The sequence below is a fragment of the Dyadobacter sp. LHD-138 genome (assembly GCF_030929615.1).
Taxonomy (GTDB): Bacteria; Bacteroidota; Bacteroidia; order Cytophagales; family Spirosomataceae; genus Dyadobacter.
Genome location: NZ_JAVFVU010000059.1, coordinates 1 through 14,998, shown reverse-complemented (window position 1 = coordinate 14,998; position 14,998 = coordinate 1). Strand labels below are relative to the sequence as shown.

The following is a 14,998-nucleotide window of genomic DNA, read 5'->3' as shown; positions in this document are numbered from 1 at the left end:
CAATCTAAAAATAAAAAAAGCATTCGTTAGACCTTTGAGGAAACAAAACCAAAAAGGATATGGATACTATACCGAGTGCTGAGCTTGTTCGTTTTTTCTCCGGTTTATTCAGGCCTATAATTGCCGCGGAATTCGACAGAAAACTGGAAGAACTCTATGCTACGGGCAAACCTGTAAGCACCACCGCCCAACAACCCTCAAAACAGTATGTCTACGGCCTTGCCGGACTGCAAGAGTTACTTGGATGCTCTAAGGCAACCGCTCTCAAATTAAAGCAGTCGGGTAAGATCCCGTTCAAACAAATCGGACGAAAGTTAATCTTTGAGGTCGATGCTGTATTATCAGCTCTTAACTGTCCAGTCCAAAAGAAACCTCACCGTTACGCCAAATCTAGCGTATAGGCGCCATCGTAAACAGGCGATTCCTTAACAACAAAGAATCCCAGCCTGAGGAGAGCCGGGAATCTAACACACTAGAATATTTTTGGAATGAACGAGGCAAATATACAAAAAATAGACATAGCTATCGGCAAGAATCGACGGGCGGCAACTTGGCAAAACAAACAAATTTCTTGGCGAGAGCTGGTAGAAAGGTGTAGCACCACACACCGTACGCACGAATCGTACGCGGAGTTCCTGGCTTCCACCAAGCAGCGGCAAGACGAGATTAAGGACGTGGGGGCTTTTGTGGGCGGATACCTGGTAAATGGCAGCAGGCTTATCAATTCAGTGATGCACCGACAGGTTATTACGTTGGACGCTGACTTTGCGAGTCCAGATCTGTGGGAGAACTTTACCGCTATATTCGGACTGAAAGCGTTTATGTACTCCACTCATAAACATTGCCCTGGAAAACCACGTCTAAGAATCGTTATTCTCGCAGACAGGCCAATGTCGCCTGACGAGTACGAACCGGTCTGCCGAGGTATCACTGGACAGTTAGGTATAGACCAATTCGACCACACAACTTATGATGTTAACCGTTTGATGTACTGGCCGTCGACGTCACGTGACGGGGAATTCCTGTTCGAGGAGTCGGAAGGGGAGCCGTTGAACGTGGATCAGAGTCTGGCAGCGTATCGCAACTGGCGTGATAGTTCTGAGTGGCCGGTGGGTGAGGCTGAGAAAGCAAAAGTAAAGACGGGAATTGCCGTACTTGGAAACCCGCACGAAAAACCCGGAGCGATCGGGCTCTTCTGCCGGACATACACTGTAACCGAGGGTTTGGAGAAGTTTCTTACCGATGTATACGCCCCGACATCGGACGATAATAGGTACACTTTCATAAATGGTTCGACAGCCGGAGGACTTATAATTTACGACGACATACATACGCACAGCCATCACGGGAGTGATCCTACTGGTGGCCGGTCGCACAATATATTCGATCTTGTTCGGATACATAAGTTCGGTAGCATGGACGAGAACACGAAGCCAGACACGCCGGTAAATAAGAAGCCCTCTTTTGTGGCGATGTCTGACTTCGCCATGAAGGACGGTGAGGTTCGTAAACTGCACGCCGCCGAGAAACTTGCGGATGCTGGAGAGGATTTTAAAGATGTTATAGACGAATACCATGATTCCGAATGGCTTTGTAAATTGGAAAGTGATAGAAAGGGTAACTACCTAGCCGTTCCGGAAAACACCGACCTAATTTTCAAATATGACCCAAGGATTGCCGGAAAATTTGCCCAGAACGAATTTTCAGGTATGATCGATGTGCGAGGGGCACTTGTTTGGGATAATCGAAATGAAACCAGGGGTTTCGAGGATCGCGACATGGCCGGACTTAGGAATCTTTTCGGAAAAGCTCCTTATCAGATAAAAGCCCCTAGCGTCATAAAAGATTCTTTTGAGCTTATTGTATTGGCTAATAAATATCATCCAGTACGTGACTACCTGGCAAGCCTGGTATGGGACGGGGCTAAACGGCTTGAAACCCTTTTTATCGACTATCTCGGAGCCGAAGACACTCGATTGAACCGGGCCTTTGCGGTCAAAACATTTGTGGCGGCGGTTGCGCGTATCAAAGATCCTGGATGCAAGTTCGATTATATCCTAACGCTGATCGGTAAGGAAGGAATACAAAAGAGCACAATTTTCAAAAAACTTGCTGGTAAATGGTTTTCCGACACATTCAATTTCAGCATGATGGTTGGGGGAAATGGTATCAGGGCCATAGAACAAATTCAGGCTAAGTGGATTATTGAAATACCCGAAGTGTCAGGTTTAAAAAAGGTTGAGATTGAAGCCTCTAAAAGTTTCATTACCAGTCGATCAGATTACTACCGGCCGTCTCACAAAGAACATAATGTAGAAAGACCCCGCCAAAACATTTTCGTCGCTTCTTCCAATAACCGCGACTTTCTTGTCAGTCAAACCGGTAACAGAAGGTTTTGGCCCGTGGACGTCCATGTGAATACGCCTAAGAAAAAAGTCGGCGTCGAAATCGACGAGGGATTGATGCAATGGGAGGTCGATCAGATTTGGGCTGAGGCTGTTTATTTGTATGATTCCGGGGAAAAACTCTACTTAGATCCTGAACTGGAAGATATGGCGAGAGCAGAGCAATCCAGTCATACCGAAAGTGACCCGTGGGCAGAGATCATCACCCAATACCTTGACACCCCTATTCCTAATAATTGGGCAGATTTGGACGCAAACACTCGAAGCGTTTATTACCAAGGCGTAACTGTAACGGGCGGTGGAATGCAGAGAGATCGTACTTGCGTGGGAATGATATGGCGAGAGGCATTAGGAGGGCAAGATTCTAGGATCGACCGGACCATCTCAAATCGGATTAAGTTGATAATGCGTAATAAGTCGGGTTGGGAGGAAGTCAAGGGGCAAATTCGGATATACGGAAGCAGTCCTATGCCTGGATTTTTGCGAAAGCTAAAAGCCAAAACTGATACTGAGAGCACTGCAATTTAATGTAGGTGAAAGAGTGGAGGTCTTGTAGGTGATGTAGGTGATTGTAGGTAACATAATATTAAGTCTACCTACACGAAAAACTGACTTTGAAGTCAAATAAGTGGGTTTTTATATGAATGTAGGTGATGTAGGTGAAAAAATAAGGTATAGACATAAAATTGCAATTAGGCTGAATTAGGCATTTTGTAAAATAAATATCCTGCCTAATCAACGTTTTTTACCGCTATGGGAATTTTCACCTACATCACCTACACAGATTTAAACACGTATACAGAAATTTTATTAACCATTTTAAATAACACACTATGAAAATTGACCCACAATCCCCCGCGTCAGAGATGACGGTACGATCCGAAATCGCATTACGCATTTTCCTGGCAAGTACGGCCAAAGAAAACACAACCGAAGTTCAAATAGTCGAGGCCATTATGGCGCGCTCAATCATCCTAGCAGATAAGTTTATTGATATGCTGAACCAAGAACCTGATGATGATACCGAAGAGGAATCAGACGAATTCTTCAGGAAACACTATCTGTAAAAGTATCAAACCACAACACACACTTAGATTTAAATGGAAAATACACGACCACTAACCGCTTCAACCCTTACGTGCCACACATTGGCCAAAAGAAGCCCGCAGAGAAGTCACCCACAAGGCGACCCAACCGCCGCTGACAAATATCAAGCTTTTCGATTAGCGGAAAAGATGCTGACGTATTTACGGAACAAGTCCCAAAATAAATAATCCCTATGGACGAAAAACTAACCAAATTGAGCTTAAAACAGCAACGGTTCGTAGAGGAGTACTGTATTGATTTTAACGCTACAGCAGCGGCCAAAAGGGCGGGATATTCCGAGAAAACCGCATACTCTATCGGATCTGAAAACCTGATAAAACCTGAAATCAAAAAGGCCGTAGCAGAATTGACGGAACGCATGACCATGTCTGCGGAAGAAGCGATGATCCGGATGTCTCAGTTCGCCCGCGGCTCCCTTGCCTCATTTTTATCGATCGATGAGCGCGGTCGTGTACTGGTTGACCTGAGCACTCCTGAGGCACAAAGCAACTTGCAGCTACTAAAAAAGATCAAGCAGACCCAGACCACGATCGTGGAAGATATCACATCCGTTTACACCGAGATAGAGCTGGTTGATTCAATGGGGGCGGTCGCCAAAATGCTGCAAATTCATGGCAAAGGAGTTGATCGCACAGTCACTCTGAAAAGCAAAATAGACAATCTGTCCGATCAGGAATTGAATTCTGTCATAGATCAAGTATTGCAAACAAACACACTTAAATAATGAAAACAACAGACCAATACGTCACTAACGACCTCAATGCCTTAAAACGGCAGGCTTTGGGGAATAAGGATCTGGACACCTTGCAGAGCATAAGGACGTATGATGAACACCGTAAATCACGCCTATACTTTTACGTAAAGGAGGACGAGGAAGTGATTAGAGATACTCAAGGCCGTGAAATCGCTCAAAGTGAATTGCCTTTCCCGAAAGACGAGAACTCCCTTCATTTCGCCCGCATACCCTTCGCACCTGTGTTTGAGAAGGATATAGCCAAACCCGGGGATCTTATGAGGGAAATTGCATTTGTTATAAATAGGCGAGAAAAATTCAGTGCTTGGATTCTCGAAGTTCCTTCATACATAGTCTTTCCCGTACCCGGCGGCTTTGGGTGGTGGGTACAAATATGCCTGGACTATATCGCATCAGGCAGATATGTACCCAATAAATCATCAATCCATGATCGTCGATTAAACGGCTATTCTGATCATGATAAAAAGATGCGCCTTCTCTGGGTAAACCATGTGAATAAGCTGAATGGAAGGACAGTTTTAGAACCTTAAACAATACGCATACCAATTCAATTTTTAACCAATAAACGATAATAATCATGTCGCAAGAAAAAGAACAGTTCACTCACGCCGAATACAAAGCTTGGCAAAAGGTGTCACAGATCATGGCGAAGGGTTCTGCCGAAAAAGAAGATCCGATAGATGAGCTAGACCCGTCAGATCCAGATTACATGTATAAAAAGTATCAGAAGGATCAGAAGAAATTAGAAGATAAGCGTTCGCGTACACTCGCCAGCCTCACACCTGAGAAGATTAAGGAAGTGGATTCTATCCTTGATAGCATGTACATAAACTGGTAAGCAACACTTAATAAACACTGGAATAAAATGTCAAAGCAAAAAATATTGATTATCGAGGATCGGAGCGTACTGAACGTCATAAACATAGACCTGTACGGCTACATCCGTCACTTAAACACTGTTAAATCCAAATATGAGGATTTAGAATTGGGAGCATTTACCGCCGAGATTTTTGACAAAGTCGTAAAATCGGACCAGGCTAAGATCGAAATCACACGGGACTACTGGGATGCCCAGAAACAGCAACTGAAGGCTTCGGGAATCACTAATGCCGTACTGGTTGAAACTGTATTGGCAGGATCCAATGGACCTATTGACGCCTTCGCCGCTAGTCTCCGTCAGCTTTATAAATCAAGGATGACATACCCGGAGTCTGTAGAATACATCCGATTCGACGATGATCGTTTCGGGATACAAAAAGACTATGAGCATTTGGCGATTGAAAAGTACTGCCGAGAATGGACAAAGAGTGATGAGGAAGTAGAATTCATTGAAGCCCTTGAGGGAATTCATAAGGCTTACGAAACGTACTTGGTTGCCGCAGGGAAAGTAAACGCCACTTATCATATTTCCCGAAGTTTCGGAACCTTAGACGCGCTATTCGATAGCAGTGATGGTAAATGGCAGGTATCCCCTCTTAGGGCCATCAACTACCACCGTGAAGCTTGTCGAAATATGAGACGCCAACAGTATCGCCTATAAACATCAAACAACGGGTAGGCTAGCTCAAAGTTGGCCTACCTAACCTGAAATATTATGACACTAACACAAACGCAGTGCCTATATCTTCGAGAAATGTATTCCTACGGAGGAGTACATATAGGTCTTTTTGCACAACTAGGCCACCGCATCGGTTTGGTCGATGAGGAAATTTATGATAAAGCCCTTGACCGGATTTATAAAACAGATCCGGAATTCCCTGGAACCCACCTTGTAAATGAATACCTAATCGAGCGACCTGTTTGTCTTAACTAACACATTATAAAAATTTACCTTATGGAAGAGGATTTCGATTACAAAGCAGCGGAACATCGCGAACAACAAGTACTATTGGACAAAGGGCTGGAATTCACAGCCGACGGCAAAACCTACACAATCGGGCAGCCTTACCTTGGCACACTTGACAGCCTGGCCGAAGAGTTCCTGAAACTGGATATGAACAGTGATCTACTGGACTCCACCGATGTAATTGGTGTATTCGGAGAACAAAAACGTATGATCAAACCAAACGCACGACGTTGCGCCCGGATAGTAGCTATTTCTGTTCTGAACTCATTCTGGAAAATTAAGCTCCTTACCTGGTACTACACCTTTAAATTCTATTGGACTGTCAAGCCGGATGACTTAATGAAGCTCACCAACATCATTCTCCGCGCAAGCAACTTACAGGATTTTACCAACTCTATCGCATTGATGTCGGTGAACCGGACGACAGCTCCGCAAGCGATAGAGGATTAAGGAGTCCGTACGGCTCACGCGGAGCGATCCTTGCCCATTTCCATTGGACGTGGCATTATCTGCTATGGGGTATCAAATGGCCCATAGTCCAACGACTGTTGGCTGATCAACCCAACTACGGTGGTAAGTCAAGCAAGGAATCCGACCATGATAATATGCAGGAAAAGATAAACGCTATCAAACGCGGTTAATTAACCATTTACTAAACGGTATACACACAGATATGGAACCATTAAATTTCAAAACGGCTCATAAAAGTACCTCAATTAGCTTCGAAGTCCCGAAAAGTCGGTTTTTCGCTATGCTTTCAAAAAGCAAGACACGAACTTTTTACTTGACGGCACCGGCACCAATAGCCGATCGCATGATCTGCGGAAGCGCAAGCACTGACCGGATAGTCAATGATGAAGAAACCAGCAAAATCGAACTTGCCCGTATTCTTGCAATAGCGCTATCAAATCGGTACCTCCTCCTACTTGTCCCTGGCTACGTTTGGGCATTCTCTAAGTACCTGGAAGCTAAACTTGATTTCGACACTTTGGCTAATCTCGCAAAGATCGCAATTACTCTTTCCAGCTATTCCGAGATCATAAAGCCCTTCCCGAGTGAGCACACTCTTCAAATCATCACCCGTATAAACCGCTACTACCTATGAACGAATCGGAACAATGGGCGGAACACTTGATGAGAGTTGAGAGGTATTCACGCCAAATTGAGATCATCTACCGGAAGACAGTTCGGGAATTCCTCGCGATGTGGCCCTCGTACGAAATAATGATGGAGAGCCGACCGGAAAATACACCGTTTAGTTTCGATTTCGTGCCCGGGTTACGCCAGCGGAGGCAGCAGCTCCTTAAAAAGATGCATAAGGACTTGACCGTCCTTATCTCTACGGGAGTTCAAAGGGAGTGGGCAGCTGCACAAGCAAAGCAGGATAGTTTGATTAACAATATTCTGAAAGGCTATACAGTGCCGAAGGAGAACTTGGAGAACTTGAAGCATCGAAACCTCGAAGCACTTAACGCTTTTCAAGAAAGGAAAATCGGAGGTATGAACCTTAGCAACCGTGTGTGGAAAATAACAGAAAGATTCGAGGCTGAAATGGAATTGATTATTGACATAGGACTGGCAGAGGGTAAAACCTCTACCAAGATGGCACAAGAAACGCAGCCGCTACTAAATGAACCTGACAGGTTGTATAGAAGGGTCCGCGACGCGCGTGGCCAATTGCAATTAAGCAAAGCCGCCAAGGCATACAATCCCGGGCAAGGCATATATCGGTCAAGTTTTAAAAATGCTCACCGGATGGCCAGAACTGAGATAAATATGGCTTATCGTGTTTCAGATCACGAACGCCGGATGCAGAATCCGTTCGTTGTCGGGTATGAGGTAAAACGCAGTAATCACCCCTACCCCTGCCCGCGTTGTGAGGCGTTCAAAGGACTTTATCCGAAGTCTTATATTTTCCGATCAAATCACCCCCAATGCCGCTGTTATGCTGTGGCTGTAATGGGAACACCACAGGAAATTGAGAAGTGGATCGAAGCAGGAGCCGACGGGCCTTTCCAATCAATCAATGAAGTGAAACAAATGTCTCCAAGCTGGCGGGAATATGTGGCTAAGAATAAAAAACGTTTTCTAACTCAGAAAGAGCCTGACTACTGGATACGTGATAATTTTAAGCAATGGGATATTTCAAAAGGCCTTAAAATCGGTATACCATGGGAATAAAACCTTCTTTTAAGAAGTCCGACATTGACGCTCATATCAAAAAGAAGCTCGTCGAAATAGACCGGAAGATCATTGCGCGGCTTAGAGTTCTGGGTGAAATGTGTGTAAACCGGTCCCGTTCTGAGGGAGGCAATGACCCAAGCGCATTCCCCATCACCTATGGGAATAGCAAAAACAAAAAGCCGCTTAGTCAAAGAGTTATCACTAGGCGCGATACTGACAAAAATCCAGGAGTAAAAGCCCCAGCCTTCGGAGATTTTCTCAGCCAGACCGGTAATGCTAAAAATAGTATCAGCTACTTTATTCTAAGGGACGGTGCGATAGTGGACCAGAACTTAGGATCAGAAGAAACGTCGACCGCGTTGAATATTGCAAAACAGCGTGCTAAAAATGTCCGTCGCGGATATGCTCTCGTAGTAGTGGCAGGCGTCCAATATGCAGAGTACTTGGAGGCTATGGGTTACGACGTGATTTCATCCGCTGAGGTATTCGCAAAGAAAGAAATGTCCAAGATCATGACAAAACTCAATTCTAAATTATGAAGACAGTACTTGATATGGGCGTCGAGGTTTACAAACTGGTCAATGTTCCGGTCCTAACAAACACGATCAGCGGCGGAATTTACAGAAATACGCGCCCGGCAGATTCAGACCGAGAGGACATTGTCGTCAATACCGTGACATTGGGTGACGGCACCCGGCAGCACGGTATAGCAAATATCAATATCTACGCAAAAGATATCTGTGTTGCAAGGAGCAATATATTACTCGCTGACACAAGCAGGCTCAAAACTTTAACCGAACTGGTTAAACCTCTAGTCGAAGAAATAGACGGCGATGGCTTCGCTCTCTGGTTGATTTCCACAAAACTCTTTTCCGAACCATTAATCAATCAACATTTTATGAATTTGAGGATTGAGGTTCAAATGTACAATTTCACATAACACACACTTTAATTACTATACACATGCAAAGCACTAATGGTAGTATTGACTTTGATAGCTACATCAAAACAGACCGTTTTGAGACCGACATAAAATTTATTAAGAAGCAAATTTCCGGGGTAACATCCCACGCCTCGAAGGAAGCAGAACAATTAAATGCGACGTTCTCCAATTTGGGGAGGTTAGCAGCCGGCGCCTTTGCTTTTGATCAATTAGCCAGTCTTCCCAAAAAACTCATTGATGTAAGAGGTGAATTCCAAAATCTGGAAATCTCTTACAAAACAATGCTTGGCAGCAAAGAAAAGGCTGATCAATTAATGAAGGACGTCGTTCAGTTTGCCGCTACTACCCCATTTGACCTGAAAGGCGTTGCAAGTGCCTCGAAACAACTACTTGCATACGGGTTTGCAAGCGAGCAGGTGACAGCCCAGTTAACACGATTAGGGGACATATCAGCTGGATTAAATATTCCCTTAGGAGAACTTACAGAACTCTACGGAAAAACCAAAGTAGAAGGCCGGGTAATGGCCGAGGACTTAAATCAGTATGTTGGGCGAGGAATTCCTTTGATAAAACTACTTGCCGAGCAGTTCGGAGTGGCGGAATCCGAAGTTCGTAAGTTAGTAGAGCAGGGAAAAGTAGGTTTCCCACAGGTGGAAAAAGCGATCAACAAATTAACAGATTCTGGCGGTATGTTCGCCGGATTGATGGCGGAACAAAGCAAGGGACTGATCGGCCTCTATTCCAACTTTGAGGATACGATTTCCCAGGCGTTTAACAACATCGGCAAAGAGCAGGAAGGTTTACTTGCTGACGGCATAAGATTCGCAACCCTAATCGTAGAGAATTACGAACCGATTATTGACAGCCTTAAAGTTATAGTGGCTGGATACGGCTCATACAAAGCCGCGTTGCTCTTGGTTGCAGCAGCCCAAAAGAGTGCAGCCATGGTAACCTTCGTTCAGGAATATTTCGCGATGGGCAAGGCTCTCGGGTTCGCTACTGCAAACCAAATCGCTTTTAACCGTGCTACGTTGGCTAATCCTTATGTTTTAGCCGCCTCTTCTTTGATAGCGTTGGCAACGGCAGTTGCGTTATTTTCGGACGAAACAACAGAGGCTACTAAGGCCCAGGACAGGGCACTAGAAATCACAGAACGCCTCAATCAAAAACACGCAGAAGAGACGACCAAAATTCAGCTTCTTACAAAACAGATTGGCGACGAGAGCCTTAGCCGTGAGCAAAGAAATGCCAAACTCAAAGAGCTTATTGCAATTAGCCCGGAACACTTCAATGCGTTGACGCTCGATAATATAGCTACTTCCAAAGGGGCTGACGCTATCCGGGATTACACCAAGGCCCTGGAAGCAAAATTAAAGTTGCAGGCCAACGAAGAGCAGATACTCGCAAATAACAAGCGAGCACGAGACATACGTACCGGTGTGCTGGACGATGAATTTGAACCGGGTTTGGGCAAAAGGGCTCTACTTTTCTTAGAAGATAGCGGCTTTGACGAAAAGAAATTCAAAGCGGAAACTGAAAAAAGGAAGAAAGTAGCACTGCAGGAGCTCGATAAGGAAAATACCGCACTTTTGAAAGAAGCGGCTGATGGATTGGCAAAACGGAATGAGGTTACAGCCAATCCTAACACCCCGGCTCCCGGAAAACCTACTAAAAGTAAAGCGGTTAAGGATTCTGCCGCTGAGGAAAAGGAAGTCCGGATTAAAACTTTTGCGGAAGAGCTGCAAGAGAAACAGCAAATGTACGCCATATATGAGCGTTGGATTGCCGCCTACGGACAACAATCCGCAGACGACCAATTTAAGGGTTTGTTGCAAAACGGAAATAATTACTTGGCTTACCTGAACAAGGAGATTGCAAGGCTGGAGGCTATGAAAGATGTGGGCTATTCCGGCAAACTGTCTGATACTGACTTGGTGGATCTGGACAATCTTCTTGCACAACGCACCCAGGCAACCGGCGGAAAATCGGCTATCGATCAATTCAGAGAGAAACTCGACGAGGCCCGGGATGCTTCCACGTCGTTGACCGAAGAAATCGAAAAGCTGAAGGCCATTCAATCGGAGTTAAACCCGAACGATATGAGTTCCGACGGAGTTGCCAAGCGACAACAAACGGCAGAACAGTTGATAGAAGCTACCAAGGAAAGAAAACGGCTCTTACAGGATTTCTTAGTCTCAGTTGCGGGCTCCGAAGAACGACATTTGTCCATCCAGAAAAAGTACTCAGATATGAGGAATGATTTGGATGAACGATCAGCCGATAAAAAAGCTGCGAATTATTTAAAGGTTCTAGCGGCCATTGACGCAGCAGAGAAAAAGGAGTTTGATAACGATAAAGATGAACTGGCTAAACAATCAAAGGAATATAAGGCTTTTGAAAAAATAGTTCAGAAATCGCAGGATGATCTTACAAAAATAGATGTAGAGGCAGCGCGAGCAGATTTCGAGCGGCTAACCAAAGGTCTCGACAAAGAATCGGAAGCCTACAAAAAACACTTTGAGGATCTTCTAAAAGTTGAGAACTCGTATCAGCAAAAGAGGATTGCTCTAATTGGTGTCGTGGGGAACTTTGCGGGGCAACTTGGCGAGATTATGTCAGGTATGGGTGGCGGCTTTGCCGAGATGGGGAATATCTTGTCGGGAGTTGCTGGACAAGTTAACAATCTAACCACTGCCCTGAGTAGCTTAAAGAAAGGGGAAGACGGTAAAGTGACAATGGGGGCGCAAGGCTGGGTCGCAGCTCTTCAATCAGTCCTGAATCTTATAGGGATGATTACTGAGGCTTCAAGAAAGAGGAAAGAGGCTGAGAAGCAGTTTCAGATTGACTCGATGCGCTTTGAAAGCGAGTATTCTCAGGCGTTGACCCAAAAGAAAGGAGACGATCATAGTCGTAATCCGTTTCTTACCGACTATGACGGTAAAATTAAAGCCGGATTAGCCCAATACGATGATGCACTTAAAAAGTATCAGGATTCAGTAGCAAAATTAGAAGAAGGTAGGGCGAAAGTAGGGCAGAAGAATGCAGTAGACGGTAAGAGCGTAGCTACCGGCGCAGCAGCGGGGCTCACCATAGGATTAGCCGGTGCTAAGATAGGTGCTCTGGTCGGTACGGCCGTGGGGCCAGTCGGGACGGTTATTGGTGCGGCGGCGGGTTTTATAATTGGCGGAGCTCTTGGCTTCTTCAAAGGCAAGAAAAAGAAGGACCTTTATGGCGGGTTATTGGATGTTTACCCGGAATTGGTCGATGAATCTGGAAACTTGAATAAGGAGCTAGCCCAAACCTTGATCAGTACCAATCAAGTCGATGACGCTACTAAGGTACTGCTACAAGATACAATAGCTTGGACCGATCAGCTGGAAGAAGCTAAAAACCAAGTTCGAGACACTTTCGTTGAAATGGCCGGTCAGATTGGTGATAAGCTACGGGATGCGCTCGTAGATGCTTTTAAAGCCGGAGAAACCGCAGCAGATGCGTTTAGAAAAACAATGGGCGCTGTCATTGCTGATATCGTTACGAAAATGGTTTTTTCTAAAATTATGATGCCACATATCGAAAGAATGGCAGGTGAGCTGGTTGACGCCGCTCCATATGGATCTGGGGCGATTGCTGAGGCTCTTGACAAATCAGGAGAGTATATTATCCCAGCGATGGATAGTGTGATGACTATCTTTGATCAATTGGATAAGTGGGGAAGTGGTAAAGGGTATGACATCTTCGGTCGTAGCAAAGGTGCTACTGACCAAGCTATGCAAGGCGTGATTAAAGGGGTTTCAGAGGAGACGGTTTCAGTACTGATAGGGCAGAACAACGCGATTAGGATTTATACGGCCGAGATGAACAATAACATGAGGATCTCAGTGGGCCACTTGGCTAGCATTGCTCAAAATACATCATTTAATAGGCATTTAGTAAGACTGGAAGCAATTGAGAATAATTTAAATGCAATAAACAACTCGATAATTAAAGTCGGTGCAAATAGGCTTGTGTGAGAATATAAACCCGATAGTATGCAGATTGCCAATTGTTAAAAATTGGCAATTTGCATGAAGTTTTTAAATCAACTATCCTAAAACCCGCTATTGAATCGACGCCCGGAAAACAAATTGCAGCACAGTCGACCTCTCTTGATTAAATATATTAAGTTGAACTACCAACTGAGCTATCAAGAGGTTGTGTTTATCACTACTGCCTATATCATCCCAACTGTTACGGACCTCAATTATTTCTGACGTGATTTCGATAAGTTGAGTCCAGGATTCCAATAATGCCTCCCCATCAAAACCAACGAAGCCATCGAAGAGATGACGTTGAATTATGAAATAGTCAATAAATTCCTGCCGCAGCAAGATGGCGCTATCGGCTGAATCATTGTTCACAGGCAACACTAAACCTTGCACCTTACTGAGCATGTTTGCGAGCTCTTTATATGCGTCATTTTTAAGCGAGTATAATGCTATTTTCTTTTGAGTTGCTTGTTCAGCCTTGCCGCGCGACTTGTCCAATTCAGACAATTGATACGAAACGTATGCAAGAAAAATAAGGTTGGCAATTGCTGCCAATGGATTCAATATCCCTCCGATGTAATCTCCGAAAGCGCCCCACTCCGCTTTGCTATCGCTAAAAGTTCCATCAGCGAACTTCCATAAATATGCACTAGCAACCAGGAAAATAATTATAAAACTGACGTAAATTGTCCACATGGCTAAATCTTTCAGATTCATTGAGCAAGATTTGAAGGGTTAATACAGATCGCAATTAAATAAAATTCTTTAACCTACCTATGCAGTCGATCTGATTTCAGGTTCGGTTCGGGAATCTTTTATGATTAAATAGTGCTAGCTTTATATCTATCATTTTTATTATTCCTCCATGGAAGGGTATACCAAACTCACAATACCTGATAATACTTACATTCATGACTGCGCAGTAGAATGCCCAAATTGCGGAGTGTCGATCATACCGAAAATATCAGTCGGTGTGAAAGTTATGGAGAATAAACTTCTCACCATTTCTGAGTGCACTTTACATGAATGCGGGTTACCTTTTTTGGAAACTTTTAAAAAAGCCCAAGTACATAAACCCAGCGATCAAAACGCAATATACTATTATAACCGAAAGGTCTATGAGTATGTGACATCCTATAATGAGCCCGAGGAAATAGAAGTTTACGTAGAGCTTATTAAAGCAAGGCCCTTTTATCAATCTTTCTCAGAGATATATTCGCAAGCACATCACGCTGAATCTGAAAATTTGCACCAGATCGCAGGAATGGGATTTCGCAAATCGTTGGAGTTCCTAGTAAAAGACTACGTCATTTACTTACATCCGGAACATTCATCTTCAATAATCAAAAATGCTATAACGAAAGTTATTGAAGAATATTTAAGCCATGACCAAAGGCTGGTTGACATTTCAACCCGTGCTATATGGCTAGGCAACGATGAGGCCCATTACAAAAGGAAATGGGTAGAAAAGGATATCCATGATCTAAAAAAGTTAGTTCTGCTTGCGGCACAAACAATCGAGTATGAAGAAAGTATCAAGGGCTACTTATCAACAATGAAGGAGCCCAGAAAATAAGTCTGCCAATGTTTCGATAGTAACTAGGTTCACGACAAAAGAGACTGTAAAATGAACTCTGTCTAAAAGTTTTAACTTTAAGACAGAACATGGAAAAGACGGAATTCGAACAGATGCGCGATAAGGCGCTCGAACAGTTGATGAAAGGACAATCATTA

Annotated in this window: 15 protein-coding genes; 14 read left to right on the top strand and 1 reads right to left on the bottom strand. The window is 44.3% G+C overall.

Translation table 11 applies throughout. From position 1 onward, the window contains the following. Window positions 1-59 precede the first annotated feature (59 nt). The 13 genes from RB622_RS28380 to RB622_RS28320 all read left to right on the top strand — a co-directional run bounded on the left by RB622_RS28380 (window position 60) and on the right by RB622_RS28320 (window position 13,249). Entirely contained in the window at window positions 60-401 is a 342-nt protein-coding gene (locus tag RB622_RS28380; RefSeq protein ID WP_308050198.1) for a DUF3853 family protein, read from the top strand. Window positions 402-488: 87 nt separating this feature from the next. Next, window positions 489-2,933, top strand: coding sequence for a virulence-associated E family protein (locus RB622_RS28375; RefSeq protein ID WP_308050197.1), 2,445 nt, complete (start codon window positions 489-491; stop codon window positions 2,931-2,933). A gap of 305 nt (window positions 2,934-3,238) precedes the next feature. Then, complete coding sequence (locus tag RB622_RS28370; protein WP_308050196.1) at window positions 3,239-3,472, top strand: hypothetical protein; 234 nt, start codon at window positions 3,239-3,241, stop codon at window positions 3,470-3,472. 212 nt (window positions 3,473-3,684) lie between these two features. Further along, on the top strand, window positions 3,685-4,236 hold the full coding sequence (locus RB622_RS28365; RefSeq protein ID WP_308050195.1) for a terminase small subunit: 552 nt from the start codon (window positions 3,685-3,687) through the stop codon (window positions 4,234-4,236). Beyond that, window positions 4,236-4,796 carry a hypothetical protein gene (locus RB622_RS28360; RefSeq protein WP_308050194.1) on the top strand — a complete coding sequence of 187 codons (561 nt, stop codon included), beginning with the start codon at window positions 4,236-4,238 and terminating at the stop codon, window positions 4,794-4,796. Before RB622_RS28365 ends, RB622_RS28360 begins: the two co-directional genes overlap by 1 nt. Window positions 4,797-4,843: 47 nt before the next feature. Continuing rightward, window positions 4,844-5,104 carry a hypothetical protein gene (locus RB622_RS28355; protein ID WP_308050193.1) on the top strand — a complete coding sequence of 87 codons (261 nt, stop codon included), beginning with the start codon at window positions 4,844-4,846 and terminating at the stop codon, window positions 5,102-5,104. Window positions 5,105-5,131: 27 nt separating this feature from the next. Beyond that, window positions 5,132-5,806: a hypothetical protein gene (locus tag RB622_RS28350; protein WP_308050191.1), complete on the top strand. Its 675-nt coding sequence runs from the start codon at window positions 5,132-5,134 to the stop codon at window positions 5,804-5,806. A gap of 54 nt (window positions 5,807-5,860) precedes the next feature. Next, window positions 5,861-6,079 (top strand): hypothetical protein, encoded by a 219-nt coding sequence (locus RB622_RS28345; protein WP_308050190.1) that lies wholly within the window; start codon window positions 5,861-5,863, stop codon window positions 6,077-6,079. Between the two features lie 21 nt (window positions 6,080-6,100). Beyond that, window positions 6,101-6,562, top strand: a complete 462-nt coding sequence (locus tag RB622_RS28340; protein WP_308050189.1) for a hypothetical protein — start codon at window positions 6,101-6,103, stop codon at window positions 6,560-6,562. Window positions 6,563-7,213: 651 nt separating this feature from the next. Further along, window positions 7,214-8,293, top strand: a complete 1,080-nt coding sequence (locus RB622_RS28335; protein WP_308050188.1) for a hypothetical protein — start codon at window positions 7,214-7,216, stop codon at window positions 8,291-8,293. Continuing rightward, complete coding sequence (locus RB622_RS28330) at window positions 8,284-8,835, top strand: hypothetical protein (protein ID WP_308050187.1); 552 nt, start codon at window positions 8,284-8,286, stop codon at window positions 8,833-8,835. The genes RB622_RS28335 and RB622_RS28330 overlap by 10 nt, the downstream gene beginning before the upstream one ends. Then, window positions 8,832-9,236, top strand: a complete 405-nt coding sequence (locus RB622_RS28325; RefSeq protein ID WP_308050186.1) for a hypothetical protein — start codon at window positions 8,832-8,834, stop codon at window positions 9,234-9,236. Before RB622_RS28330 ends, RB622_RS28325 begins: the two co-directional genes overlap by 4 nt. Before the next feature lie 23 nt (window positions 9,237-9,259). Next, window positions 9,260-13,249 (top strand): tape measure protein, encoded by a 3,990-nt coding sequence (locus RB622_RS28320; protein ID WP_308050185.1) that lies wholly within the window; start codon window positions 9,260-9,262, stop codon window positions 13,247-13,249. 87 nt (window positions 13,250-13,336) lie between these two features. On the opposite strand, the gene RB622_RS28315 is transcribed toward RB622_RS28320, so the two are convergent. Then, window positions 13,337-13,981 carry a hypothetical protein gene (locus RB622_RS28315; RefSeq protein ID WP_308050184.1) on the bottom strand — a complete coding sequence of 215 codons (645 nt, stop codon included), beginning with the start codon at window positions 13,979-13,981 and terminating at the stop codon, window positions 13,337-13,339. A 148-nt stretch (window positions 13,982-14,129) separates the two neighbouring features. Here RB622_RS28315 and RB622_RS28310 point away from each other — a divergent pair, with 148 nt between their 5' ends. Continuing rightward, window positions 14,130-14,840 (top strand): hypothetical protein, encoded by a 711-nt coding sequence (locus RB622_RS28310; RefSeq protein ID WP_308050183.1) that lies wholly within the window; start codon window positions 14,130-14,132, stop codon window positions 14,838-14,840. The last annotated feature ends 158 nt before the right edge of the window (window positions 14,841-14,998 follow it).

Coding starts and splice junctions, on each gene's coding strand:
- RB622_RS28380 (WP_308050198.1), top strand. CDS start 60: ATGGATACTATACCGAGTGCTGAGCTTGTTCGTTTTTTCTCCGGTTTA.
- RB622_RS28375 (WP_308050197.1), top strand. CDS start 489: ATGAACGAGGCAAATATACAAAAAATAGACATAGCTATCGGCAAGAAT.
- RB622_RS28370 (WP_308050196.1), top strand. CDS start 3,239: ATGAAAATTGACCCACAATCCCCCGCGTCAGAGATGACGGTACGATCC.
- RB622_RS28365 (WP_308050195.1), top strand. CDS start 3,685: ATGGACGAAAAACTAACCAAATTGAGCTTAAAACAGCAACGGTTCGTA.
- RB622_RS28360 (WP_308050194.1), top strand. CDS start 4,236: ATGAAAACAACAGACCAATACGTCACTAACGACCTCAATGCCTTAAAA.
- RB622_RS28355 (WP_308050193.1), top strand. CDS start 4,844: ATGTCGCAAGAAAAAGAACAGTTCACTCACGCCGAATACAAAGCTTGG.
- RB622_RS28350 (WP_308050191.1), top strand. CDS start 5,132: ATGTCAAAGCAAAAAATATTGATTATCGAGGATCGGAGCGTACTGAAC.
- RB622_RS28345 (WP_308050190.1), top strand. CDS start 5,861: ATGACACTAACACAAACGCAGTGCCTATATCTTCGAGAAATGTATTCC.
- RB622_RS28340 (WP_308050189.1), top strand. CDS start 6,101: ATGGAAGAGGATTTCGATTACAAAGCAGCGGAACATCGCGAACAACAA.
- RB622_RS28335 (WP_308050188.1), top strand. CDS start 7,214: ATGAACGAATCGGAACAATGGGCGGAACACTTGATGAGAGTTGAGAGG.
- RB622_RS28330 (WP_308050187.1), top strand. CDS start 8,284: ATGGGAATAAAACCTTCTTTTAAGAAGTCCGACATTGACGCTCATATC.
- RB622_RS28325 (WP_308050186.1), top strand. CDS start 8,832: ATGAAGACAGTACTTGATATGGGCGTCGAGGTTTACAAACTGGTCAAT.
- RB622_RS28320 (WP_308050185.1), top strand. CDS start 9,260: ATGCAAAGCACTAATGGTAGTATTGACTTTGATAGCTACATCAAAACA.
- RB622_RS28315 (WP_308050184.1), bottom strand. CDS start 13,981: ATGAATCTGAAAGATTTAGCCATGTGGACAATTTACGTCAGTTTTATA.
- RB622_RS28310 (WP_308050183.1), top strand. CDS start 14,130: ATGGAAGGGTATACCAAACTCACAATACCTGATAATACTTACATTCAT.